The 25,411-nt window shown below is 67.4% G+C and carries 22 protein-coding genes; 6 read left to right on the top strand and 16 right to left on the bottom strand.

Annotated elements, in window-relative coordinates; translation table 11 throughout:
- The first annotated feature begins 113 nt into the window (after positions 1 to 113).
- Complete coding sequence (gene araD, locus B9C43_RS04545) at positions 114 to 1,826, top strand: L-arabinonate dehydratase (protein WP_084424781.1); 1,713 nt, start codon at positions 114 to 116, stop codon at positions 1,824 to 1,826.
- Between the two features lie 98 nt (positions 1,827 to 1,924).
- Here the strand turns inward: araD and B9C43_RS04540 are convergent, their stop codons facing one another.
- The gene (locus B9C43_RS04540) at positions 1,925 to 2,470 is read right to left on the bottom strand and encodes a hypothetical protein (protein ID WP_200825417.1); all 546 of its coding nucleotides are present in this window, start codon (positions 2,468 to 2,470) and stop codon (positions 1,925 to 1,927) included.
- Between the two features lie 62 nt (positions 2,471 to 2,532).
- Positions 2,533 to 3,432 (bottom strand): dihydrodipicolinate synthase family protein, encoded by a 900-nt coding sequence (locus B9C43_RS04535; protein WP_033393365.1) that lies wholly within the window; start codon positions 3,430 to 3,432, stop codon positions 2,533 to 2,535.
- Between the two features lie 172 nt (positions 3,433 to 3,604).
- Here B9C43_RS04535 and B9C43_RS04530 point away from each other — a divergent pair, with 172 nt between their 5' ends.
- The 4 genes from B9C43_RS04530 to B9C43_RS04510 all read left to right on the top strand — a co-directional run bounded on the left by B9C43_RS04530 (position 3,605) and on the right by B9C43_RS04510 (position 6,931).
- Positions 3,605 to 4,588, top strand: a complete 984-nt coding sequence (locus B9C43_RS04530; protein ID WP_033393368.1) for a LacI family DNA-binding transcriptional regulator — start codon at positions 3,605 to 3,607, stop codon at positions 4,586 to 4,588.
- Between the two features lie 9 nt (positions 4,589 to 4,597).
- Entirely contained in the window at positions 4,598 to 5,527 is a 930-nt protein-coding gene (locus tag B9C43_RS04525; protein ID WP_084424777.1) for a 5'-3' exonuclease, read from the top strand.
- Between the two features lie 264 nt (positions 5,528 to 5,791).
- Positions 5,792 to 6,262 (top strand): NAD(P)-binding protein, encoded by a 471-nt coding sequence (locus B9C43_RS60075; RefSeq protein WP_143446110.1) that lies wholly within the window; start codon positions 5,792 to 5,794, stop codon positions 6,260 to 6,262.
- 42 nt (positions 6,263 to 6,304) lie between these two features.
- Entirely contained in the window at positions 6,305 to 6,931 is a 627-nt protein-coding gene (locus B9C43_RS04510; protein ID WP_084424773.1) for a YdcF family protein, read from the top strand.
- Here the strand turns inward: B9C43_RS04510 and B9C43_RS04505 are convergent.
- From B9C43_RS04505 to pafA, 13 genes are all read right to left on the bottom strand, one after another.
- Positions 6,909 to 7,388: a hypothetical protein gene (locus tag B9C43_RS04505; protein ID WP_084424771.1), complete on the bottom strand. Its 480-nt coding sequence runs from the start codon at positions 7,386 to 7,388 to the stop codon at positions 6,909 to 6,911. The two genes, B9C43_RS04510 and B9C43_RS04505, sit on opposite strands and share 23 nt — an antisense overlap.
- Positions 7,385 to 7,990 carry an RNA polymerase sigma factor gene (locus tag B9C43_RS04500; protein WP_143446109.1) on the bottom strand — a complete coding sequence of 202 codons (606 nt, stop codon included), beginning with the start codon at positions 7,988 to 7,990 and terminating at the stop codon, positions 7,385 to 7,387. The genes B9C43_RS04505 and B9C43_RS04500 overlap by 4 nt, the downstream gene beginning before the upstream one ends.
- 130 nt (positions 7,991 to 8,120) lie before the next feature.
- Entirely contained in the window at positions 8,121 to 8,915 is a 795-nt protein-coding gene (locus B9C43_RS04495; RefSeq protein WP_084425581.1) for an SAM-dependent methyltransferase, read from the bottom strand.
- Between the two features lie 141 nt (positions 8,916 to 9,056).
- Positions 9,057 to 10,271: a GNAT family N-acetyltransferase gene (locus tag B9C43_RS04490; RefSeq protein WP_160096315.1), complete on the bottom strand. Its 1,215-nt coding sequence runs from the start codon at positions 10,269 to 10,271 to the stop codon at positions 9,057 to 9,059.
- A gap of 46 nt (positions 10,272 to 10,317) precedes the next feature.
- Positions 10,318 to 11,013: a DUF4333 domain-containing protein gene (locus B9C43_RS04485; RefSeq protein ID WP_084424764.1), complete on the bottom strand. Its 696-nt coding sequence runs from the start codon at positions 11,011 to 11,013 to the stop codon at positions 10,318 to 10,320.
- 109 nt (positions 11,014 to 11,122) lie between these two features.
- Entirely contained in the window at positions 11,123 to 13,873 is a 2,751-nt protein-coding gene (locus tag B9C43_RS04480) for a DEAD/DEAH box helicase (RefSeq protein ID WP_084424762.1), read from the bottom strand.
- Between the two features lie 45 nt (positions 13,874 to 13,918).
- A complete protein-coding gene (locus tag B9C43_RS04475; RefSeq protein ID WP_084424761.1) occupies positions 13,919 to 14,812 on the bottom strand; it encodes a diacylglycerol/lipid kinase family protein in 894 nt (297 codons plus the stop codon).
- Complete coding sequence (gene tatC / locus B9C43_RS04470; RefSeq protein ID WP_084424759.1) at positions 14,812 to 15,720, bottom strand: twin-arginine translocase subunit TatC; 909 nt, start codon at positions 15,718 to 15,720, stop codon at positions 14,812 to 14,814. Before tatC ends, B9C43_RS04475 begins: the two co-directional genes overlap by 1 nt.
- Before the next feature lie 93 nt (positions 15,721 to 15,813).
- Positions 15,814 to 16,170, bottom strand: coding sequence for a Sec-independent protein translocase subunit TatA (tatA, locus tag B9C43_RS04465; protein ID WP_033393350.1), 357 nt, complete (start codon positions 16,168 to 16,170; stop codon positions 15,814 to 15,816).
- Positions 16,171 to 16,218: 48 nt separating this feature from the next.
- Entirely contained in the window at positions 16,219 to 16,446 is a 228-nt protein-coding gene (locus tag B9C43_RS04460) for a bacteriophage holin (RefSeq protein WP_033393349.1), read from the bottom strand.
- Positions 16,447 to 16,465: 19 nt separating this feature from the next.
- On the bottom strand, positions 16,466 to 17,428 hold the full coding sequence (locus B9C43_RS04455; protein WP_084424755.1) for a helix-turn-helix transcriptional regulator: 963 nt from the start codon (positions 17,426 to 17,428) through the stop codon (positions 16,466 to 16,468).
- Positions 17,425 to 18,399 (bottom strand): helix-turn-helix transcriptional regulator, encoded by a 975-nt coding sequence (locus B9C43_RS04450; protein ID WP_033393346.1) that lies wholly within the window; start codon positions 18,397 to 18,399, stop codon positions 17,425 to 17,427. Before B9C43_RS04450 ends, B9C43_RS04455 begins: the two co-directional genes overlap by 4 nt.
- Before the next feature lie 718 nt (positions 18,400 to 19,117).
- Positions 19,118 to 20,476, bottom strand: coding sequence for a Pup--protein ligase (gene pafA, locus B9C43_RS04445; protein ID WP_084424753.1), 1,359 nt, complete (start codon positions 20,474 to 20,476; stop codon positions 19,118 to 19,120).
- 121 nt (positions 20,477 to 20,597) lie between these two features.
- On the opposite strand from pafA, the gene B9C43_RS04440 reads away from it, so the two are divergent.
- Complete coding sequence (locus tag B9C43_RS04440) at positions 20,598 to 22,067, top strand: bifunctional phosphatase PAP2/diacylglycerol kinase family protein (protein ID WP_084424751.1); 1,470 nt, start codon at positions 20,598 to 20,600, stop codon at positions 22,065 to 22,067.
- A 6-nt stretch (positions 22,068 to 22,073) separates the two neighbouring features.
- Here B9C43_RS04440 and eccCb read toward each other — a convergent pair whose 3' ends face one another.
- Positions 22,074 to 25,334, bottom strand: a complete 3,261-nt coding sequence (gene eccCb / locus B9C43_RS04435) for a type VII secretion protein EccCb (protein ID WP_235038424.1) — start codon at positions 25,332 to 25,334, stop codon at positions 22,074 to 22,076.
- Between the last annotated feature and the right edge of the window lie 77 nt (positions 25,335 to 25,411).

The following is a 25,411-nucleotide window of genomic DNA, read 5'->3' as shown; positions in this document are numbered from 1 at the left end:
CTGGACCAACGTCCCACTGCACCACGGCGCTCGGTGTTCGGCAATGGTCTTTTGTCATGCGAAGATGGGTTACAGAAACCTTGAAAAGGTTTACCGCTTGATCGGGAGGTGCGATGACCCGGAAGTCGCCCGAGCAGCTGCGCAGCAGGCGTTGGTACGGCGGCGAAGGGCTGCGTTCGTTCAGCCACCGAACCAGGACAAGGCAATTGGGCATCGGCGCGGACGAGCACATGGGCAAGCCGGTGATCGGCATCGTGAACACCTGGAGCGAGATCAACCCGTGCCACCTGCATCTGCGGGAGCGAGCCGAAGCGGTCAAACGGGGAGTGTGGCAGGCAGGCGGCTACCCGATCGAGCTACCCGCGAGCGCGTTGTGCGGTGAGACGTTCCAGAAGCCGACCGCCATGCTGTACCGCAACCTGCTCGCGATGGAAGTCGAGGAACTGCTTCGCTCGTACCCGGTTGACGGCGCGGTGCTGATGGGCGGCTGCGACAAAACCACCCCCGCGCTGCTGATGGGCGCGACGTCCGCCGGACTGCCGTCGATCTTCGTTCCGGCCGGGCCGATGCTGCGCGGGCATTGGCGCGGCAAGACTCTGGGCAGCGGCAGCGACATGTGGCGGGCGTGGGACGACAAGCGCGCCGGCCTGGTGGACGACCGTCAACTGGCGGAACTGGAGGAAGGCCTGGCCCGCTCCCCCGGTCACTGCATGACGATGGGCACCGCCTCGACCATGACGTCCGTGGCCGAGACGCTTGGCATGACGTTGCCCGGCGCGGCGTCCATTCCGGCCGTCGACTCGGCACACTCCCGGATGGCCGCGGCGAGTGGTGCCCGGATCGTGGACATGGTGTGGGAGGACCTGACCCCGGCGAAGATCATGACGGCCGAGGCCTTTTCGGACGCGGTGGTGACCGTGCTCGGCCTCGGCGGGTCGACAAACGCCGTCATCCACCTGGTCGCGATGGCCCGCAGGGCGGGCGTCCCACTGTCGCTTTCGGACTTCGACCGGCCGGTGCCGGTATTGGCCGACATCCAGCCCGGCGGCCGGTTCCTGATGGAGGACTTCTACTACGCGGGCGGCCTGCGTGCGCTGCTGGCACAACTCAAGCCGTGGCTGCACGTGTCGCGTCCAGTGGCGTCCGGCGGGACGCTCGACGACGGCCTCGCCGACGCGTCGGTGCACGACCCCGAAGTGATCCGGCCACTGGACAACCCGCTGGCCGCGGAAGGAGGCCTCGCGGTTCTGCACGGAAACCTGGCCCCGTCCGGCGCGGTGATCAAACCGATCGCCGCCGACCCGTCCTTGTTACGGCACACAGGTCCGGCGGTCGTGTTCGACTCGTACGCCGAGATGCAACGCACCATCGACACGGTGCCCGTCACGGCCTCGTCGGTGCTGGTGCTGCGCGGCACCGGGCCACTCGGCGGGCCGGGCATGCCGGAACACGGCATGCTGCCGATCCCGAAAAGCCTGCTCCAGCAAGGAGTCCGGGACATGGTCCGGATCTCCGACGCCCGGATGAGCGGCACCAGCTTCGGTACGTGCGTACTGCACGTGGCACCCGAGTCCCACGTCGGCGGGCCGCTCGCGCTGGTCCGCACCGGCGACATGATCACCCTGGACGTGCCCGGCCGTGAACTGCGGCTCGAGGTCTCCGACGACGAACTCGACCGACGCCGCGCGCAGTGGTCGCCGCCGGAAACGCGGTTCCTGCGCGGCTACGCGGCCCTGCACGCCCAGCACATCACCCAGGCCGACGAGGGCTGCGACTTCGATTTCCTGGCCGCACCAGGCGAAAATCCGGAGCCTGACGCGACATGAGTAGTTATACGCTGGGCGCCCGTGCCCGGCGCCGATAGTGTCCTTTCCCAGAAGGAGTGGCCCGTCGCACCGGGGGGCACGGCGGGCCATTTCTCTGCTCAGCAGACCGTCCGGTACTCGACATCCGGGACGTACCGAGCCCATTCGTCGGCAGTGAGATCACGCTTCACCTTGTCGCACAAGGACTTGACGACGTCGACCGTGTAGCCGACGTCCCACATGCGGACCATGGTGTCCTCGCCACCGGAAGCCAGCGACCGTCCGTCCGGGCTGAACTTCACCGACCGCACCGGCCGGGAATGCCCCAGAATCGGGTCGCTGACCTGCTCGCGAGTGGCGACATCCCACAGCCGCACGGAGTTGTCGCCGCTCCCGCTGGCCAGCAGTCTGCCATCCGGGCTGAACGCGACTGAGGCCATCAGCACAAAGTACCGCGAGTCGGCGAGGGCCTCCTCGATGGACTGGCCGAGGTTGCTGCCCGCAGGCACGCTCGTGTGGTCACGGAAGATCCGCCTGGGACTCCGCCGGTACCACGGGACGGTCAGGCGCTGCAGACCACGCTGAACCGCAGGCGCGAGCCGTGGGCCATCTGTCTGGTAGCTATAGGAAATAAACGCGTCGTAGCGGCGCTCGTCGCCTGGCATGCGGCACGGTAGCAGCGGCCACATGGAGTAACGCGACAGGTTTCCTGTTGCCAGTCGTCCGGTCAGCCACCGATGCCCCAGTCGCGCAGGATCTTGCCGACTTCGGCGCGTTCGGCCTCGGGCAGTTCACTGATCGGCGGCCGGACGTCCCTGCGACACATTTCCAGCTGTGCCAACGCTTCCTTGACCGCGGAAACGTTGTACGCGTTGCCGTGCCGTGCCCGCAGGTCCTCGAATGGCTTCAGTTTGCGCCACAACTGCATCGCCGAACCTGGGTTGCCCGCGTCCAACTGGTCGAACAACTGCAGCGACAACTCGGGCGCGACGTTGCCGAGGCCGGTGGTGAAGCCTTCCGCGCCCGCGACCCAGAAGAACGGTGCCCATGACTCAGCCAGGCCACACACCCAGACCAGCCGCTCCGCGCCACCGAACGCCGTCTGCGTGATGATGTCGGCGAACGCGATCGCGTCGGGCACCGCGTACTTCACGCCCGCGACATTCGGGCACTCGACCGCCAACCGGTGCACGGCCGACGGGCCGATGTGGGGGCTACGCAGGTAGCACACCACGCCCAATGACGGCACCGCGTCGGCGATCGCGCGGTGGTACTCGACCCAACCGTCTTCTGACATGTACGGGTGGACGGGCTGGTGCACCATGACCGCCTCGGCGCCGGCATCATGTGCCGCCTTGGCCATACGGATCGCACGGTCGAGTTCATGGCCAACCCCGGCGACCACGAGAGCGCGGCCCTTGACCGTCTCGACGGTGACGGCGAGCGCGGTGTCCAGCTCGTCGGGGGTCAGTGAATAGAACTCGCTGGTGTTGCCGTTCGGCGTGACCGCGCCGATTCCGGCGGTCACCGCGTGGTCGAGGACACGGGCGTAGTCGTCCGTCGCCACCCCGCCGTTCTCGTCGAAGGGCGTCGCGTTGATCAACACTACCGAGCGGAGCGCGTCCATGCCTCTTCCCTTCCAGCCCGAAAGGATGTAAACGTTTTCGTTATGTTTCCATCCGTGAGGCCGGGAGGTCAACGCGCCGCACGTCGGAACCGCCGCGCCGACGGCCCGGTACCGGTCCCGCGTTACATCGGCCGGTACGATTCCCGCAAAGCGACGAGTGGAGGTGTGCCCGGTGGCGGTTACCATCCGCGACGTCGCACGGGAAGCTCAAGTTTCCGTTGCCACGGTCTCGCGTGCGTTGTCCTCGCCCGATCTGGTCCGGCCCGCGACACGTGACCGTGTCCTCAACGCCGCCAGCCAGCTCGGCTACCAGCCAAACCGCGCCGCTCGCGGCCTGATCACCGGCCGGACCGGCAACCTCGGCATCGTCGTGCCGGACCTGAACAACCCGTTCTTCACCGGCGTGCTCAAGGGCGTGCAGGCGCGGGCCCGCCAGGCCGACTACGCGGTGTTCGTCGCGGACAGCGACGAAGACCGCGCCACCGAAGAGCAGCTGGTGCGCGCGATGGCCAAGCAAGTCGACGGCGTGATCGTCTGTTCGCCCGGCATCGACGACACACAGCTCTACGAGGCCGCGGGCATCACGTCGCTGGTGATGCTGAACCGGCGGCTGCGGGGCGTGCCCGCCGCGTTGATGAACAGCGCCTCGGGCATGCGGCAGATCGTCGACCACCTCGTCGCGTTGGGACACCGCAAGCTCGTGTACCTCAACGGGCCTCGGACGTCCTGGTCCAACAAGGAGCGTCGGCGCGGCCTGCGGCTGGCGACCCAGCAGCACGGCGTCGAGCTGATCGAGCTCGGGCCGTTCCCGCCGCGCTACGAAGGCGGCCTGCAGGCGTGTGACCTGGCCTTGGCAGCCAAGCCGACGGCGATCATGGCGTACAACGACATCATGGCCTTGGGTGTGCTCGCCCGGTTGCGTGACCGCGGGGTCAGCGTGCCGGAGGACGTCAGCGTGACGGGCTTTGACGACCTGATGTTCGCCGAGCTCTGCTCGCCACCGCTGACCACTGTGGCCATGCCGCTGGCGCCCGCCGGGACGCTCGCGGTGGACCTGCTGCTCGACGGCCTCAACTCAGGGCAGGCCGAGGTGCGTCACGTCGATCTCGACACGCAACTCATCGTCCGCGCCACAACGTCGCCACCACCGGCCTAGGCTGCACGCGTGACCCTCGCGTTGCTTGATTCCGCCAGTCTGTACTTCCGCGCGTTCTACGCCCTGCCCGACTCGATGCGGGCGCCCGACGGCACCGCGGTGAACGCCGTGCGCGGCTTCGCCGACACCATCGCCCGCATCATCACCGACCGCAGGCCGACGCGCCTGGTGGCGTGCCTGGACGCGGACTGGCGGCCCGCGTTCCGCGTCGAGGCGTTGCCGACCTACAAGGCACACCGCGTGGCCGAGGAAGGCGACGGCCTGGAAGAGGAAGTGCCCGACCTGCTCTCGCCGCAGATCCCGATCATCCTCGACCTGCTCGACGCGGTCGGCCTGTGCACAGCCGAAGCGGTGGGCTACGAGGCCGACGACGTGATGGGGGCGCTGACGCACCGCGAGACGGTCGACCCGGTCGAGGTCATCACCGGCGACCGGGACATGTTCCAGGTCGTGCGGTACTCCCCCACGCCCGCCACAGTCTGGTACGTCGGCAGCGGCTGGAACAAAGCCGTCGTGATCGGCCCGGCCGAGCTGGCCGAGAAGTACGACCTGCCGACCGAGGACACCGGCCCGCGCTACGCCGACATGGCCGTGTTGCGTGGCGACCCTTCGGACGGTTTGCCTGGTGTGCCGGGAATCGGCGAGAAGACCGCGGCCAAGCTGATCCGGGAGTTCGGTTCGCTGCAAGAACTGCTCGCCGGCGCCGAGGCCGGGGACAAGCGGATTCCCAAGCGTGCCCAAGCAAATCTGGTCGCGTCCGCCGAGTACCTCGCCGCCGCTCCCACGGTGGTCGCGGTGGCGGTGGACGCTCCGGTCGTGCTCGACCGGGACGACAAGCTGCCCGCCGCGCCCGCGGACCTCGACCGGGTCATGGCGCTGAAGGAGCGCTGGGACCTGGGTAACTCAGTCGACCGGCTGGTCAAGGCGATCACCGGGTAATCGGGGACGCGTTTGGAGGAAAAACGGGCAGCGCCCCGATTCGGCGCGGACTGCCGGCGGATCCTGAAAGCGTGAACGGTCGTGGTGTGATCGAGGCGGCGTTCGACGTCCTCGACCATGTCCGTGCGCTGGAGCCGGTCCGGGCACACGAAGGTGGACTGCCCATTGTGGACGCGGGCGGCGTGTTGGCGAATCTCAGTTGTGTGACTGTGCCGGTGTCCTTGCCGGGACAGGGAACGGCGGCGGCGTACATAGTCTGCGGACATGACCAGTTTCGATGTGGTGTTCATCGGCGCCGGGCACAACGCGCTGGTGGCGGCGGCGTACCTGGCCAAGGCAGGCCGCAGCGTGTGCCTGCTGGAGCAAGGCGATCGGCCAGGCGGGCTCGTGCGCAGCGAGGAGTCACGCTGCCCGGATTCGTGCACGACACGTACTCGGCGCTGCACCCGGTCCTGGTCGGATCACCCGTCTTCGCCGAACTGGGCACGGAACTCGGCAAGCACGGCCTGCGATATGTCCAAGGTGGAACAGCCACCGCCATGTCCTTTCCGGACATCTCGAGTCGGTGATGCCGCTGCTCAGCATGGACCTGACCACGCCGCAGGCCGATGGTCTGATGCAGGCGCTCAATCAGGACACTGGGGCTGTCCAGCGCGCCGGACACCTCGTCCAGCACGGACTCGGGCAGGCCCAGTGTCAGCGGCGCCTCGGGCCGCGCGGTTGCGAAACTGCTGACAGACTGATTTTCCCGGCACGGCCGTGGGAAGATCGCGGACCATGACACGCAAACCACTGGTGGTTCTCGGAATTCTCGGGTTGGCGGCCTGGGGCGAGTTCGTGCACTGGCGGGCCAGTCGTGCTCACGCGCACGAGCGTCTGCCTGCTCGTTCTGAAGCGGTGGTGGTGCTGGGATACCGCAACGCCCGCGGTGATCGTGCGAACGCGCTGAACCGGTGGCGGGTGCGAGCGGCGTTGCGTTCGATCGATCCCACCTTGGCCAGCTCGATCTTGGTCTGCTCCGGCGCGAGCGGCTCGGCTTCGGTATCCGAGGCGGCGCTGCTCGCGTGTTACGCGGTGGAACGCGGCTTCACCGGCACGGTGAAGCTCGACGAAGAGTCGCGAAGCACCTGGCAGAACGTGGAAAACGTGATCCCGCTGATCGAGGATGCCGACCAGATCAAGTTCGTGTCGAATCCGCTGCATGCCCAGAAAGCACGGCTTTACCTGCGGCACCAACGTCCCGACCTCGCCGACCGCCTGGTGCGCGCCGCCGACTACCGACTCGGCGAGGCATGGCCGATCAAACCGTTGTTCGCGCTATATGGCCTGCGAGACCTCGCCCGCAGCGAGCGCAGCCTCGCCGGAAAACGCCAGCTGAGGGCTAGAGCAACACCGTCGGAGTGATGACGGTCCGGTTGGGCGGGCCGTCGAAATGGATGACGATCTGCGTCGTGCCGCGCGGCACGCGATCAAGCACGAACCGGCCGTCCTCGTCCGAGGTTGTGTCGTGGGAACCGTGGCCGGCGACACGCACCTCGACGGAATGCTGGCCTGGCGGCACGAGCCAGCCGTCGATCTGGTTGTTCTCGCCGACCGTGGTCAGGTTGATCATCACCATCAGGTTGTCGACGGTGAACGTGATGGTCCCGTGGCTGTCGCCGCCGCCTCGCACACCCGCCAAGGCGTCCGCGCGCTCCCAGCGGGCCACCTCCACGTCGAGGTCTTCCAGCTCGATGGCGAACTGCACCCGTTCGATCAGGCCGGCCGGCGGCGGGTCGAACTCGTCGATCATCCGGTCAAGGGCCGCGAGCAAGGTCTCGTCGTCGGGATGCGCGTGGCCGCCCGCGTTGGTCTTCGTCATCCCCCGCCCCCTTTGGCGTCCAAGAGCTCCCTCAGCGTGGTCAGGCACCGTCCCCTGGTCGGGCCTATGCTCCCGCGCTTCATGTGCAAGGCCTCGGCGACCAGACGATATTCGCTACGGCCCGCCAGCACTGTCAGCCGGAGCAGCTCCTGGCACTTCTCCGGCAACTCGCTGAACGCGCGCCAGAGTCTCGTGTCACGGTCCGCGCGCAGCGCCTCGTCCTCGGGCTGCGGCTGCGTGCTCGTCAGCTGCTCGGCCATCTCGTCGGTGAGCGGCAAGTCGTTCGCGCCCTTGGTACGCACCCGCTGCGCTTCCCGGCGAGTCGTGGTGATCAGCCAGCTGGCCAGTGCTTTCGGCTCGGCCAGCGAGTCGAGGTGGCTGAACAGTGCGAGCCAGACCGTCTGTACGACGTCCTCGGCGAGAGTGCGGTCGAGACCGTTGCCGCGTGCGACGTGCCAGACCAACGGCGTGAGGTCGGTGACCAGGGTCGACCGCGCGACCCGGTTACCGGCTCTGGCGGCGCGCATACATGCCGCATACCGTTCCGCGCCTTGCAAGCCCTCCCACGGAGGATCGTCGCCTGTGGTTCGAACGCTGGTCACCACTCCGCCCCTCGCCAACCGCTGTCCAACTGCCATCGGACGCGCGCGAATTTCGCACCACCGACGGCAGCACCCAATGGACCTTAATGGGCCAGCGTTGTCAAGAACCGGGGAATGGCGAACCGTCGCCTCATCCCTTGATGGCGACGCCCGCGTAAAGGTTGGAGCGCGAGGCGTCCGCGACGTCGCTCGCCCGGTCGGGACGCCACTCTGGCGTGTAGACCAGACCCGGCTCGACCAGGGTGAAGTCGCCGAACATACGCAGGATCTCCTCGTAGGTACGCGGGAAGATCGGATCACGGCTGTTCTTGAACACCTCGATCGCCGCACGCATGCCTTCGGGAGCGTTGTCCCAGGTGAACGCGGACAGCGCGAAGTAGCTACCGGGGGCCAGCTCGGCGCGGAACCGCTCGGCGATCGCCCACGGGTCGTCGGCGTCCGGGACGAACTGCACGACCCCGACCATCAGCAGGCCAACTGGCTGCGAGAAGTCGATCAGCCGCCGGACGTGCTCGTTGGCGAAGATGACGTCGGGCTCCCGCATGTCCGCCTCGATCGCGGCGGCGTTGGGGTTGTCACGCAGCATCAGCTCACTGTGCGCGACGGCGACCGACTCGTTGTCCACGTACACCACGCGGGCCGCGGGGTTGAGCTTCTGCGCCACCTCGTGCACGTTGCCCACGGTCGGGATGCCCGAACCCAGGTCAAGGAACTGGGTGATGCCCTCACTGATCATGTAGCGCACGACGCGGTCGAGGTATTGCCTGTTCAACCGGGCCATGTCCCGGGCGGGCAGCACCTTCAGCAGGTTCTCCGCGAGCGCCCGGTCGGCGCTGAAGTTGTGCCCGCCGCCGAGCAGGTAGTCGTAGACACGTGCCGCGCTGGGCACTTCCTCGTCAATGCCGGTCGGTACCCATTCGGTCATCGCGTCGGTCACGCCTGAACCCCACCCCTTGCTCGTCGACTGCCGTCGGAGTCAGGGTAACGGCGTACTCGCGAGTTGAAACCAACCGGAGTTGGGATTAACACGATCGCGCTACGTGAGCGTAGAAATAGCGCAAACGAATCAGAAGTTGGTGCCGCACCACGGGATCGAATCGGGCTCGAACAACCTGTCGGCACGGGCCAGCGCCGCGTGGTCGCCCACCCGGATCCGGCCGGCCGCCGCGAGATCCGACGGCCGCCACGCACCGAAGTACAGCATTCCGAGCGTGTCGGCATCCAGCGTCAGCTCGGCCTGCGCCGTTGCCTTGGTGACGCCCTCACGGGAAACCAGATATGACCCCGAATTCTCCGGCAGGAAGGCGTCGTTCACTGCTACGACAACAGGATCAGCGTCACCATACGTCCGTGCCGACAGTGCCGCCGGGACGTTAACGAGGCGAACCCACACGTCGTCGTCGATGTTGCGCGTGATGCACGAGCGAGGGTTCTCCAGCAGCAGCTCGACCGGTTCGTCGACCGGACGTGCATGCGCGTGGATCTCCCTGACCAGGTCGATCTCGATGAGAAATCGCCACAAGTCGTTGCGTGCCGCCTGATTCGCGCCGACGAGGTCGAAAACCTCCAGTGTGGCGCCGTAATCGTCGGCGACGTATCTGTCGTTGCCTTTCGCCTTGTAGATCACGTATCCGTCGTCGCCATCCGGACCAGAGTGCACGGCGACCAGATACGGTTCGTCACCGCGCGTCGGATCCTCGAACTGGACGGTCCACCAGTCGCGGCCACGGGCCATCATTCCCGTGCGGTACAAGCCGATCCGCTCGTACAGCGGCGCGGTCTGCTCGATCGCTTCGGCCGAGCTGAGCATCCGCACGCGCCCCGATCGCGGTACGCCTGCCCGTATCCGCGGTTTGATCAGGTGGATCTCCCGTGCGCGAGTGCCGATCCCGTAGCCGAACCTGCCGTAGATCCCGGATTCGCTGGCGTGCAAAGTGGACAGCACATGGCCGTTGGCCTTCGCGTCGGCGAGCTGGAATCGCATCAGCTCAGTCATAACGCCACGCCTGCGGTAGTCAGCACGGACACCCACTCGCGCGAGACCGCCCATCAGCACAGTGTTTCCACCGGGTACGGCCATCGCCGAGTCATAGACGTACGCGGAGCCAACGGCCACACCGTCGGCGATCGCACCGAAGTAACGCTTAGGCGCGTAGGTCTTCCTCACCGACTCCCAGTCCGAATCGGACATCGGCGGGGAGTGCAGTGCCACGCGCAGCAACGAATGCGCCGCCCGCAGCTCGGTGTCCTCGGTCAGTACCCGAACAGCGAAGTCGGCCATGACAGCGGATGATGTCATGGCCGACTTCGCGAGTTCGACCGATTTTCTACTTGGGCTGGCTGACTTCGTACTCGGCCTTGTCCTCGGACTTCACCGTGATGGTCACCTTGCGGTCGTCACCGTCGACCTTCAAGGTGCACTCGAAGGTGTTACCGACCTTGACCTCCTGGTCGGCCGGGCACACCACGTCGGTGGCCTTGTCGCCGTACCGCTCGTCGAGGATCTTCACGACACCCTGCTGGACCGCGTTCTTGTCCAGGACCTTCGTCATGAAGAAGCCCGGGGTCACGAACCCGAGCACGCCGAGCGCGGCGACCACGAGCACCACGACACCGACGATCACCCACAGCATCGCGCCGGACTTCTTCTTCGGCGGCTCCTGGCCGGGGTACTGCGGCTGTTGTCCATAGCCGCCGTACGGCTGCTGCGGTTGCTGACCGTAACCCGGGTACTGCTGCTGTTGTTGTGGCTGGCCGTACGGCTGCTGTGCCGGGAAGCCACCACTGCCCGGCGTGTTGGGGTCATGCGGCTGGCCGTAGGGCGACTGCTCCTGCGGCTGGCCATACGGCGCCGTTGGTTGCTGCTGCTGGGGGTAGCCACCGTACTGCGGCTGGCCCGGCTGCTGGGGGTATCCCCCTGGCTGTTGGGCCGGGAAGCCGCCCGACGGTGGGCCGTAGGGTTGCTGAGGTTGCTGCCCCCACTGCTGCGGATCGTTCCCGCCGGGCCCGTACGGGCTGCTCATGCTTTGCCTCCGGTGTCCTTATGCAGCCATTCCGCGCGATCCAACCACAGGTCGTGGTGATTTCCCCACTCGACCCGGCAAGCTTGTCCGAGCCGTGGCCCAACACACGTCATGTCGTCCCGGCGGCTACTACGCCGCGTCGGATGTCGGACACGGCCTGTGCGGCAGTCGCCCCGAGGTCGGAATCGCCGCCGACGACGTCCTTGATCTGGTCGAGCAAGTCGATCACCTGGCGGCACCAGCGCACGAAGTCGCCCGCGGTGAGCTCCGCGCCCGCCGATTCCGCCGCGGTCAGTACCCGCTCCAGCGATTCGCCCCGCGCCCAGCGGTACACCGGCCACGCGAAGCCGGCGTCCGGCTGACGGGTGCGCTCCAGCTTGTGCCGTCGCTCGTCCTCGTTCAGCCCTGCCCACAACTGCGCGGTCTGCGCCAGCGCATCGGTCACCGCGCCTTGCGGCACCCTTGCCTCGAACGGCGAGTCGCGGCGGGCTTCGAAGACCAGTGCGGACACGACCGCGGCGAGCTCGGCCGGGTTGAGGCCCTCCCATACGCCGTGCCGCAGGCATTCCGCGGCCAGCAGGTCGGACTCGCCGTAGAGCCGGGCCAGTCTGCGGCCGTGCGCGGTGACTTCCTCATGACCGTTGCCTGCCAGGTAGTCCCGCTCGGTGAGCAGTTTGCGGATCCGGTCGAAGCTGCGGGCCAGCGAGTGCGTTGTCGCGGCCACTTTTTGTTCCAGCTGCTGGGTTTCCGCCTTGAGCCGGTGGTAGCGCTCGGCCCAGCGCGCGTGGCTTTCCCTGTCCTGGCAACCATGACACGGGTGTGCGCGCAGCGCCCTGCGCAACGCGGCCAAGTCCGCGTCGTCATCTGGCCCCGACCGGCGCTTGCCCCGAGCCGGTGCGCTGATTCCCGTGCTGCGCAACGTGGACGCGAGGTCACGCCGGGATCGTGGTGAGCGGATGTCGACCTGTTTGGGCAGCCGGATCCGGCCGAGCGACTCGACCGGGTGCGGGAAGTCGGTGACCGACAGCCGCCCGGCCCACCGGTCCTCGGTGATCACCAGCGGCCGTGGCTCGCCCATCGGGTCGAGACCCGGGTCGATCACGATCGCCAGCCCGGACCGGCGGCCGCTGGGCACGGCGATCACGTCGCCCTTGCGCAGCCGCTCAAGCGACGCGGCCGCTTCGGCCCGGCGCGCCGAGGAGTTCTGCCTGGCCAGCGACTTCTCTCGGTCGGTGAGCTTGCGGCGCAGCTCGGCGTACTCGGTGAAGTCGCCGAGGTGGCACGTCATCGACTCGGCGTACCCCTCGAGGGCTTCGCGGTTGCGCTCGATCCGCCGGGACACGCCGACCACCGACCGGTCGGCCTGGAACTGGGCGAAAGACTGCTCCAGCAGGCCGCGTGCGGCCTCGGAGCCCAACCGGGCGACCAGGTTGACCGCCATGTTGTAGCCGGGCTTGAACGACGATTTGAGGGGATAAGTCCGGGTCGACGCGAGCCCGGCGACCTGCTTGGGGTCCACACCCGGCTGCCACAGCACGACCGCGTGGCCCTCGATGTCGATCCCCCGGCGCCCGGCACGGCCGGTGAGCTGGGTGTACTCCCCTGCCGTGAGGTCGACGTGCGCCTCACCGTTGTACTTCACGAGCCGTTCGAGCACGACCGTCCGCGCGGGCATGTTGATGCCCAGTGCCAGGGTCTCGGTCGCGAACACGACCTTGACCAAGCCACGGACGAACAGCTCCTCGACGGTCTCCTTGAACGCGGGCAGCAGACCGGCGTGGTGGCTGGCGAACCCACGCTCCAACGCGTCGCGCCATTCCCAGTACCCGAGCACCCCGAGGTCGCCCTCGGGCAGGTCACGGGTCCTGGCGTTGACGATCCGGCGGATCTCGGTGACCTCGGCGTCGGAATTGAGCCGCACTCCGGACCGCGCGCATTGCATGACGGCCGCGTCGCAGCCCGCGCGGCTGAACACGAACACGATCGCGGGCAGCAGCCCGGCCGCGTCCAGCCGCTGGGTCATGTCGATCCGCGACGGCGGCTTGAACCGGCTCCGGTTGATCGGCGGACGCCGCTTGCCCCGGCCGACCGGCTGCCACGCGTGCATCCGCGTGGTCTCCTCGATCCGGCGGATCAGGTGCGGGTTGATCCGCGCTTCGCCCTGCGGGTCCTCACCGACGAACAGGTCCATCATCCGCGGGCCGACCATCATGTGCTGCCACAACGGGACCGGGCGGTGCTCGTCGACCACGACGGTGGTGTCGCCGCGCACCTCGACCAGCCACTCGCCGAACTCCTCGGCGTTGCTGACCGTCGCGGACAGGCTGACCAGCCGGACGTGGTCCGGCAGGTGCAGGATGACCTCCTCCCACACCGCGCCACGGAACCTGTCGGCGAGGTAGTGCACCTCGTCCATGACGACGTACTGCAAGCCTTTGAGCGCGTTGGATCCCGCGTAGAGCATGTTGCGCAGGACCTCGGTCGTCATCACGACGATCGGCGCGTCGCCGTTGACCGACGTGTCGCCGGTCAGCAGGCCGACTTTGCCAGCGCCATACCGGGCGACGAGGTCCGCGTGCTTCTGGTTCGACAGCGCCTTGATGGGCGTTGTGTAGAAGCACTTGCGGCCCTCGGCCAACGCGAGATGCACGGCGAACTCGCCGACCACGGTCTTGCCCGCGCCGGTCGGGGCACAGACGAGCACACCATGCCCGGCTTCGAGCGCCTCGCACGCCTGGACCTGGAACGGATCGAGCTCAAAGGAGAGCACGGAAGTGAATTCGGCCAGCTCGGGGCTTTCTGAGCGGCGCTTGGCCGCCTGAAAAGCCTCAGCCGGCGTACGCGAAGGGCGTGCGGCCACATGTCTACAGTAACGAATACCTACGACAATCGTCGCATCTATTGGTCAAGCGCGTTGACCTGCGACAACGCTGAGCGCGCCGGGCACACAGCGCACGTCGAGGGGCAGTTCGCGGATCCGCTCGCCGTCGGCGTACCCGATCCAGCCGCCGTCGCTGTCGATCGTGATCGACTTCGCCCGCAGCGTGGTCACCGCTGGATGGTCCACGTGCGAGCCGGTCCGCAGGCTGGGCAGAATCCGCACCAGGTCGCGGCGGTGGGCTTTGCCGACGACGGTCACGTCGAACCAGCCGTCGGCCGGGTCGGCGTCCGGGCAGACCGGGATCCCGCCGCCGTAGTAGCGCGTGTTGCCGATCGCGATCGAGTTCGCGTCGAGTTCGAGCGTCTCCGACTCGGTCCGCACGACTAGCCGGGATGACTTCAACGCGGCCAGTTCAGCGACGATCGCGACGTCGTAGCGGCGCGGCCCGCGTGGCCAGCGCAGTCGGTTGACGCGTTCGTTCACTGCCGAGTCGAAGCCCGCGCACAGCACGGTCGCGAACCAGGCGCCGTTGTCGACTTTGCCCAGGTCCACGCTGCGTTTGTGCCCTGCGGCCAGTGCGGCACCGACCTGTGCCGCCGCTTCGATCGGGTCTTTGGGCAAGTCCAAGGCGCGGGCCAGATCATTGCCTGTACCTGCGGGAACGATCGCCAGCGCGGTTGTCGTTCCGGCGCAGGCTTGGACTCCGGCGTGCGCGGCGCCGTCACCGCCGAGCACCACGACAGCCTCGACCCCGTCGGCCACGAGACGACGCATGACTGCGACGGTTTCGTCAGCCGAAGTCGGAACGTACTGATCGAGGTGGTCGACCGAGTCGCGCAGCGTCGCCGAGACCGTGCCTGCGACACGGGCCGCGGTACCCAGCCCCGATGCTGGGCAGACGACGAGAGCGGCCCGCATTACGTCACATCGTCGTAGCCCGAGGAAGGCTTGTCGGGCGGCGAGGCCGGAGTCGGGCTCGGGCTCGGCTGCTCATCCTCGGCGGGCCGGTTGTCGAGGTTCAACGACGACACCTCGTCGTCGTCGAGCTTGGAGTAGTCCTCTTCGGACCCCAGCTCGCGCCTGGCCTTGCGCCTGTCGTGAATCCGTGCGAACTGCACGGATATCTCGAACAACATGACCATCGCGACCGCGAGAGCGAGCATCGAGAACGGGTCCGTTCCCGGTGTCGCGATCGCGGCGAACACGAACAAGCCGAAGAAGAACCCGCGACGCCAGCGCTTGAGCTTGTCGTACGGCAGCACCCCGGTCTGGTTCAGCATGATGATCACCAGCGGCAGCTCGAAGCTGACGCCGAAGATCAGCAGCATCACCAGGATGAACGAGAAGTAGTCGTCCGCCTTCAGCGCCGTGGTGAACTGCCCGCCACCGAAGCTGACCAGCACGTCCAGGCCCTGCGGCACCACGTAGTAGGCCAGGAAGGCACCGAGCACGAACAGCACGGAGGCGAACAGCACGAAGGTGCGCGCGAACTTGCGCTCCTTGTCGTACAGGCCCGGCGCGACGAACGCCCAGATCTGGTACAGCCACAGCGGGCTGGTCAGCACCGCGCCCGCGCCGAGACCGACCTTCAAGCGCACGAGGAAGCCCTCGAACGGGGTGGTCTGCAGCAGGGTGCACGGATGCTGCGGCAGCCGCATCTCCGGCGGCAGACCGCAGTATGGCGCGATCATGATGTCGCCGAGTGATCCGTTCGGCCAGATGTCCCAGCCCCACCAGATGTAGCCGAAGATGGCTCCAACGGCGAGGAAGGCCATGGCCAGGGTCAGCCGGTGCCTGAGGTCGTACAGGTGATCTCTCAGGCTCATCGTGCCGTCGGGATTCTGCTTGCGGCTTCTTACCCGCCGCGACTCCCGGCGGTGCGGATCACGCGCCACCGTGCGAACCGTCTCTCTTGGTTGTCAGGCGTTCTTGGGTGCCTGGGTGGGAGCGGCCTGGTTGTTGTTCAGCTTGGCCTGCAGGTCGTCGATCTGCTTCTGCATCTTCTCGACGTCCGGCTGCGCCGCGGCCGGAGCGGCCGGCGCTGCGGGCTTGGCCTCCGGCAGCTGCGCCGGTGCGGCGGGTGCCGGGGTGGTCGCAGTGGCGGTGGTCGCCTGCGCGGCGTCCTGGTCGTCCTGCTTCATGCCCTTGGTCTCGGCCTTGATGATGCGCATCGAACGGCCCAGCGACCGGGCCATGTCCGGCATCTTCTTGGCTCCGAAGAGCAGGATGATCACCACCGCGATGATGATCAACTCGGTAGGTCCGAGGTTACCCACGGGACTCCTCCTGACGCGTCGCCCAACTCAGTTGCATGTTACCTGTCATCACGCTTGCGTGGACTTATCGATCTCCGTGCGCCGGAAACGGTCACGGACAGCGATACGCAATGCGGCCCTCCGGGCTTTGAGCATGCCCATCCGGGCGCCCACTTCGGCGTTCACGTGACCACGCGTCACAGCGAACCTGCGTGCGGCCTTGGCGAGGCTCAGCAGCACCAAGACCAGAACAACCAGGCCGACGGCCCCAAGCACTACGGCCGGTATGTATTGCACGAGCGGAAGCGTATCGGTCTCAGGTTGACGCCAGGTTGCTGGCTAGTTCAAGTGCCTGACGGGCACGTGTCCGCAGTTGGTCGGCGAGATCGGGCGGCGATTCGACGTGCACCTCGCCGCCCTGGCCCAGCAGGAGCCGCACCATCCAGGCACGATCCGAGTACCGCATACGCACCCGGACCCGGCCGCCTTCCAGCTCTTCCACGCTTTCCACCGGGTAGTACTCGGAGATCCAGCGGGTGTCCGGCTCCAGCACCAGGGTGGCGACCAGCTGATCGGGTTGTGGCGTGAACAGGCCACTTGAGACGTCCGTCGGTTCGGCGTACGGCGGCGGGGAAGCAGGCTCAGCGAGCTGGGTGACCTCGTCGATGCGGTCGAGCCGGAACAGGCGCACCGCGTCGGCGCGACGGCACCAGGCTTCGAGGTACGAGCGGCCTTCGACGATCAGCAGCCGCATCGGGTCGACTGTCCGCTCGGTGATCTCGTCCTTGGAGGCGGTGTAGTACGTGATCCGCAGGGCTTTCTGCGCGGTCAGCGCTGTCTGGACGATTCGCCGGACTTCCGCGGTGTCCTCGCCTTCCCGCACACCGAGACCGACCACCACACCGGCGGGCTGGGCAAGGCCGGCGGCCGCTTCGATCTTCGCGACCGCGCGCCGGACGGCCTCACCGTCCACGACTCCCGGGGTCTCCCCCAGCGCCCTGAGCGCCACCAGCAACGCCGTCGCCTCGGCACCGGTCAGCCGCAACGGGCGGCTCATGCCCGCGTCGAACGCGACCGTGATCGTGTCGCCTTCGAAGGACAGGTCGATCAGGTCGCCCGGTCCGTAACCGGGCAGCCCGCACATCCACAGCAGCTCGAGGTCCTTGCGCAGCTGCTTCTCGGTCACGCCGAAGTCCGCGGCCGCGTCCACGACCTTGATGCCCGGCCTGGCCAGCAGGTACGGCACCAGGGCGAGCAGCCTGGGCAGCCGGTCGCTCATTTCGCCGCCTCCAGCAGCCGCTCGTACACCGATTTGCGGAGCACTTCCGGTTCGAGGACAAGGACATCGGGGCCGAACCCGGCCAGCCACGAAGCGGCAGACTCCGGGAACCGCAGCTCCAGCTCGACCTCGTCGCCGTTGACACCGCCGATCTCGCGGCTGCCAAGGACTTTGGCACGCCGCCGGACACCGGCGGCCTTGCCTCGCGCGACCCACACCTTGGCCGTCGATGTACTGGACGGTTCGTTTCCGGTGGTGGCAACGAAATCCAGCAAGTTGATGTTGTCGGGGCGTTGCACGGCACCGGCTTCACCGACGAGTTTGACGTCACCGACGATGCGCGACAGCCGGAAGCAGCGAGGTGCGTCGCGGTCGCGGTCGTGGCCCACGACGTACCAACGGCCACGCCAGGAGACCACACCCCACGGCTCGATGGTCCGCATCTTCAGCTCCGCCGGGCTCGGGCGACGGTAGGAGAACGTGACGGCTTTGCCTTCCTGGACCGCGGCGAGCAACGGGCTGAACGCCGGCTCGGCCGTGCGCACCTTCGGCTCGACGATCGCGGGCGACGACTGGTCGACGTCGACACCGGCGGCCCGGAGTTTGATGATCGCGCCGTGCGCGGCCCCGGTGAGCTCCGGCGAGTCCCACAGGCGCGACGCGAGCGCGACCGCCGCCGCCTCGTCCGGCTCGAGATCGATGTCGCCGAGTTCGTAGTCCCGGCGTGCGATGCGGTAGCCGTCGACGGAGTCGAAGCCGTCGAACCCGGTGTTGCGCCCGGTCTCCAGCGGGATCCCCAGTTCCCGCAGCTCGGTCTTGTCCCGCTCGAACATGCGGGAGAAGGCCTCGGTGTTCGGCGCGTCGGCGTATCCGGGCACGATCGCGCGAATCCGGTCAGCGGACAGGAACTGCCGGGTGGACAACAAGCAGAGCACCAGGTTCACCAGGCGTTCCGCACGGGCGATGGACACGGAGACGACCTTAACGCCACCCGAAGAGCGCCTGACACCCAACGCGCCAACGAGACCGTACGAACGGACCGTCGGCGCGGACTCGTGACACGTTCGGGTGGCATCCAGCGCGAAACGAGCCGCAGTGATCCAGGCTACTGCGCGTGTGGATCTGTCTCGTGCTCGTGCTCGGCCTTGTCGCGTTCCTCGCCGCCCGGCGCAACGCCCGGACCTATCCCGAAGTCGAGGTCGATCATGTCCAGGCGGTGGCCTCGACCTGCGTGGTCATCAGATCCCACTACGTGCCAAGTGGCCCTCGAAGGCCAAGTGGAAGACGGCAGCGCGCCCACTATGCGGCACCGGGCCGCTGATGCCCTGTCGCCTTTGTGAGTGGCCGGGGGTTCCGCTTGAATTCTTGGCTCTTGGGTGAGGTGGCTGGGGCGGTTGAATTCTTAGCCCTCGGGTGAGATGGCTGGGGCGGCGCGATTTGGTGTGGAGCCTCTGCGCCGCAAAGCAGGACCAAAACCGCAGGCAGGACCTACGGCCCTGCCCGCCGACAAGCTTATTTGCGGCGGCCCGCCGTGCACCTTCGTGTCCACCTTTGCGGCACCCTGAAATGCACTTTCCGGCACCCCGAAATCTCCGTTCCGGCACAGTGAAATCCCCGCCGGGGGTGCTCGGCGGGGATTTCACTGTGCCGGAGTGGTCGACACGCTGTGCTGGAAAGGTGGACACGGCCTCACAGGGAGGCGATCAACCTCTCGACCCTTTCGTCCACTGCCCGGAACGGGTCCTTGCACAGCACTGTGCGCTGTGCCTGGTCGTTCAGTTTCAGGTGGACCCAGTCCACTGTGAAGTCACGGCCTGCTTCCTGTGCCGCCGCGATGAAATCGCCGCGCAGCTTCGCCCGCGTCGTCTGCGGCGGGGTGTCCTTGGCTGCTTCGATCTCGCCGTCGTCGGTCACCCTGGCCACCAGGTCCTTGCGCTGCAGCAGGTCGAAGATCCCCCTGCCGCGGCGGATGTCGTGGTACGCCAGGTCCAGCTGGGCCACGCGGGCGCTGGAGAGTTCCAGGTTGTGCTTGGCCTGGTAGCGCTCGACCAGCCGGTGCTTGATCGCCCAGTCGATCTCGCGGTCGATCTTGCTGAGGTCCTCTTGCTCCACCGCGTCGAGGGTGCGGCCCCACAGTTCGATAACGCGCTGTGCCACGGCGCCGGTCCCGCGGCGCTCGACGTGCTCCACAGCCTTGGCGTAGTACTCGCGCTGGATGTCCAGCGCCGACGCCTCGCGGCCGCCTGCCAGCCGGACCAGGCGCCTTCCGGTCAGGTCGTGGCTGATCTCGCGGATCGCGCGGATCGGGTTGTCCAGGCTGAAGTCACGGAACTGGATGCCTTCCTCGATCATCTCGAGCACCAGGTTGGCACTGCCGACCTTGAGCAGGGTGGTCGACTCGGACATGTTCGAGTCGCCGACGATCACGTGCAGCCTGCGGTACCGCTCGGCGTCCGCATGCGGCTCGTCGCGGGTGTTGATGATCGGCCGGGACCGGGTGGTGGCGCTGGAGACGCCTTCCCAGATGTGCTCGGCGCGTTGTGACAGGCAATAGACAGCTCCGCGAGGCGTCTGCAGCACCTTGCCCGCGCCGCAGATGAGCTGGCGTGTCACCAGGAACGGCAGCAGCACGTCAGCGATCCGCGAGAACTCGCCGGCCCGCGTGACACAGTAGTTCTCGTGGCAGCCGTATGAGTTGCCCGCCGAGTCGGTGTTGTTCTTGAACAGGAAGATGTCGCCGCCGATGCCTTCGTCGGCCAGCCGACGCTCGGCGTCGACGAGCAGATCCTCCAGGATCCGCTCACCGGCCTTGTCGTGCGTGACCAGCTGTACCAGGTCGTCGCACTCGGCCGTGGCGTACTCCGGATGCGACCCGACGTCCAGGTAGAGGCGCGAGCCATTGCGCAGGAAGACGTTCGATGAACGCCCCCATGACACGACCCGCCGGAACAGGTACCTGGCCACCTCGTCGGGGCTCAGCCTGCGCTGCCCGTGAAAGGTGCAGGTCACACCGAACTCGGTTTCGATGCCGAAGATCCGCCGCTGCATCCCTTTAGCCTAGGCGGTCTCGGCGCTGACTACCGTGCGCCGTTCGGGGCGACATAGGTCAACTACCCGAAATGAGACATCCGATCGGCGCCGCATCGGCTCTGTCGCTACCGTTCACAGTGTGTTCCGACGTGTTCGAAGATCGCTGCGCGACGCCAGCCAGATGGACAAAACCCTTGTCCGCCGCAGTGCCGAGCTGCCGGAGACAAGGGTCGACCGGGCGCTGAAGAGTTTGACCAAATCGGCGAACCACGGCGTGTTGTGGTTCAGCGTGGCGAGTGTTCTCGCCATGCGGAAAGGCAAGCCCCGCCGGGCGGCGTTACGGGGAGTGGTCGCGATCGGCTTCGCGAGCTTCAGCGCGAACCTGATCGGCAAGCAACTGTTTCCGCGGCGTAGACCCGCCGCTGAGTTGTTGCCCACATACCGGCGGCTGACCAAGCGGCCGACGTCCTCGTCGTTCCCGTCGGGCCATTCAGCGTCCGCGGTGGCGTTCACGACAGCGTTGACGATGGAGAGCCCGGTGCTCGGCGCCGCGGTGCTGCCGTTGGCGGCAGCGGTTGCATATTCGCGCGTCCACACTGGTGTGCACTGGCCGACGGACGTGGCCGCGGGCGCTGCCATCGGCGTCGCCGCGGGCCTGGCCACCCGCCGTTGGTGGCCGCCCGGCGCGGACGAGCCCGCGAGCGCGCACCCGCAGTCGGCGTTACCAGCGATCGAGAACGGCGAGGGCGTTCTCGTACTCGTGAACCCGGGTTCGGGCATCGACGGCAACGACCCGACCGAGGAGATCCAGTCGTACTGGCCGAAGGCGACGGTGGTCTACCCCGAGGGCGACAGCTTGATCGAGCACCTGCACAAGACGATCGACGAGGCCGAAGTACCGCCGAAGGCCCTGGGGGTGGCGGGCGGCGACGGCACTGTCGCCGCGGTGTCGGCGGTCGCAGCCGAACGCCACTTGCCGCTGGTGCTCGTGCCAGCGGGAACGTTGAACCATTTCGCCCGCGATGTCGGGATCGACGGCATCCAGAGCGTGGCCGACGCCCTGGCGATCGGTAACGGTGCCCGCGTCGACCTGAGCCACGTCGACGTGGACGAACACCCGCCGCGCTGGTTCCTCAACACCGCGAGCCTCGGTGGCTACCCGGACATGGTGCGGCTGCGCGAAAAACTCACCCGCCGCTGGGGCAAGTGGCCTGCCGGGGCGATCGCGCTGGTCCGCGTGCTGGCCAAGTCGGCGCCGCTGCACCTGACCATCAACAACGAACGGCACCTGGTCTGGATGGTGTTCGTCGGCAACGGGTCCTACCGGCCGAAGGGCTTCGCCCCGACCACCCGGTTCGAGCTGGACACGGGCTTGATGGACGTCCGCTACATCCGCGCCGACGTCCCGTTCTCACGGCTGCGGTTCGTGTTCGGCGCTGTGCTGGGCGCCTTGCACCGCAGCAAGACGTACCGGCATCTGGAAGTGTCCGAGCTGGACGTGAAGGTGTACGGCAAGCCGATCAGGATCGCCACGGACGGCGAAGTCGGCCCGCTGGGCACCAGGTTCCGCTTCACCGCCCAGCCAGCCGCCCTCACCGTCTACCGCTGAATCCGTCTACCGCTGAATGTCCGGAGTCCACGTCAGCTGGAGGCCCTGCTGTCCGCCTCGGGTGATCATCGTGCCGCGGCCGGGTGGCAGGAGCGTGGGGCGGTAGTTGCCCATCTGCGGGCCTTGGTCCTCCGGCACGCTGAGCACGACGCCCGGGCTGGCGAACTCCTTGAGGATGCCGATGACCGGATCGAACGACGCCCGCGCCGGGGCCATGGGACGGCTCGCGACGATGACGTGCAGCCCGACGTCCTTGGCGAGGGGCACGAACTCCCGCAGCGGTGCGAGCGGGTTGTTCTCCTGCGCTGTCAGCAGTTCGTAGTCGTCCACGATCAGGAACAGCTCGGGTCCCTTCCACCAGGACCGGTCCTTCGCCTGTTCTTGTGTGACATCCGGGCCTGGCAGGCGTTTACGCAGCGACGCGATGACATCCGCTGCCATGTCCGCGAGCTGGGACGGCGAGAAGGCGTACGCCAGGAGGTGCTGCGTGTCGATGTACCCGAGCATGGAGCGCCGGTAATCGACGAGCATGATCACCGCGTCTTCCGGCGTGTACTGCTGCATGATGCCGCGCACGATGGTGCGCAGCACGTTCGTCTTGCCTGACTCACCCGCGCCGAACACCAGGAAGTGGGGCTCGGCGTCGAAGTCGACGGACACAGGGGCTTGGCCGTCGTTCACGCCGATCTGGATCGTGCGGCTCTTGGCCGTGTACGGCTCCGGGCGCGCCAACGGCGGCACCGGCCCGCGCCAGTGCTGGCGGATTTTGCCGAGTGCGTCCTGGACACCGGCGTCCACGTCGTCGGCGGATGCCGAGCCGTCGATCCGCGGCAGGCCGCCGACGAAGTGCAGCTTCTGCTGGCTCAGCCCGAACCCGGGGCGCCCGATGGGAACGTTCACCGCGATCCGGTTGTCCACTTCGGACTCAGCTGGGTCGTCGACGCGCAGCTCGAACCTCGTGCCCAGCAGGTCCTTTGTCGCGGGCGGGATGTCGGCCCACCGCTCGGCGGACACGATCACGTGCACGCCATACGCCAACCCTTGTGCGACAAGGTTGACGACAGGGCCTTCCAGTGCCGGGAACTCCCGCCGGAACACCTGCCAGCCGTCCACGACCAGGAACACGTCACCGAACGGGTCGTCGGTGATTCGCCCTTGCCGCTTGCGGTCCCGGAATTCGGCCATCGAATCGACGCCCTGCTCGCGGAACCGCCGCTCCCGGTCGGCGACCAGCGAGGCGAGTTCGGTGACGATCCGTGGCACCAAGTCCCGGTCGGCTGCCGACGCGACCGAACCGACATGCGGCAACTCGGCCACCGAAGCGAGCGTCCCGCCACCGAGATCGAGGCAGTGGAACTGGGCCTCCAGCGGGGTTTGGGTCAAAGCCATCGACACCAGCAGCGTGCGCAGGAGCATCGACTTGCCCGATCCCGCGGCGCCGACGACCGCGCCATGCCCCGCAGCGCCGGAGAAATCCGCCCACAGCAGGTCACGCCGCTGCTCGAACGGCTTGTCGACAACCCCGACGGGCGTCTGCAGCTGCCCGAGCCACGGGGTGTTCTGTGGGCACAGACCCCGATCTGTCACGTGCAACGGCGGCATCAGCACGTCCAGCGAACACGGCCCATCCAGCGGCGGCAGCCAGATCTCGTGAGCCGGTGGTCCTTGACCGAGCATCCGGTGCACGACGAGATCGAACCTGGGCCACGCGTCCGGCGAATCGTCCACGTTCCCGGTGACAGTCGCCGTGGTGAACCGGACCAACGTCCCGACGTCCTTCTTCAGGTATGCGGCACCAGCGTCGGCCGGGAGTTCGTGGGCGTCCGGAATGCCGAACACCACACGGGATTCCTCGGCCGAGGACATCCGAAGCCCGATCCGGTACGACAGGAACGGGTCGAGCGCCCGCAGACTGCCCTGATCCATCGCTTTGGCCACCAGCAGCATGTGCAGTCCCAGCGACTTTCCCAGCCTGCCCAGCGCGACGAAAACCCGCTCCAGCGCAGGTTTGGCGGTCATCAGGCTCGCGAACTCGTTGACGACGATGACCAGTGCGGGCATCGGGTCGAGGTCGGCGCCGCTGTCCCTGGCTTGTTCGTACTCCCAGAAGTTCTTGAAGTTGCCGGACGCACGCAGCAGTTCCTGGCGCCTGTTCATCTCACCGGCCAGCGCGTCCATCAACCGGTCGACCAGCAGCAGGTTGTCGCCGAGGTCGGTGAGCAGCGCCGAGACATGCGGCAGGTTGGCCAGCTCTTGGAACGCGGCCCCGCTGTCGAGGTCCACGATGACGAAGTTGAGGATCTGCGACGAATGGGCCGCCGCGAGCCCAAGGACGAAGGTGCGGACGAAATCCGTTGTGCCGGAATCGAAAAGCGAGCCGAAGCACAGGCCGTGCGGGCCCATGCCGTCCATCCCGGCGTTCTTGATGTCCACCACGACCGGCTGGCCGCTCTCGTCGACACCGATCGGCACGCGGTACCGCTCGTTCTCCGGTCGCCGCCGCCACGCGTGCTGGACGTCGAACGTCACCGGAGACGAAATCCCCAGCAGGTCAAGCAGATCTGGTTGGCCGCCGGGCTCGACCGGCTGCGGCGGCGCGGCGGGCTCGGCGGGCTCGGTGGTCTGCGTGCGTGCCTTGGCGATCACGATGTTCGGCTCGACCTGGCTGGCGCACCCCTGCGTTCCCTCGTCGTGCAGTTCGGCAGTGACGAAGTCGTGCAGCTCCGAAGCGGAGATCTGGCCGTCGCCGTCCTTGTCCGCCGCGCCGGTGTCCAGCGCGCGGACGACCGTCGCGGTGAGCCGGTTCGTCGCCGAGATCAAGAACGCGCTCGTGCCGAGGTAGTCGTTCAGGAACGGCTGCGCCCCTATGGCGCAGTCCAGCAGGACGACCTTCGACTTCGCCTGGCACTCGGCGAGCATGTACCCCAGCACCATGGCCGACAGAGCCGTCGACCACGGCTGCATCGCGTCAGTGCCCGCCGTGGCGAAGAACAACTGGCCGTACGCGTTCCACACCGCGCATCCGGTCAGGTGCAGCAACACCGTGTCCTCGGGCGCGCGATCCCGCAGCAGGCGCTCCAGTTCGCGTTCGATCCCGGACTTGGACTCGTTCGCGAGCAGGACCACCTCGTCGTACCCGCCCACGTCCGGGTCGAGCAGCAGTTCCCGCAGACGCCTGCCGTCCCCCGGCGGCACGCTGTGGCCACGCAAGTTGGGATCGATGTGCTCGGTCGTCGCGACCAGCAGCGCGATTCGGCGGCCTGTCACGCCGGTTTCCTCCCCATGACAAAGCCCGGACCCGAGAGCGCGGAGTCGGCTCCCGGGTCCGGATGTATGACTCTGGT

It is taken from the genome of Kibdelosporangium aridum (assembly GCF_900176515.1).
GTDB classification, from domain to species: Bacteria; Actinomycetota; Actinomycetes; order Mycobacteriales; family Pseudonocardiaceae; genus Kibdelosporangium; species Kibdelosporangium aridum.
This window is presented reverse-complemented; position numbering and strand designations above follow the sequence as displayed.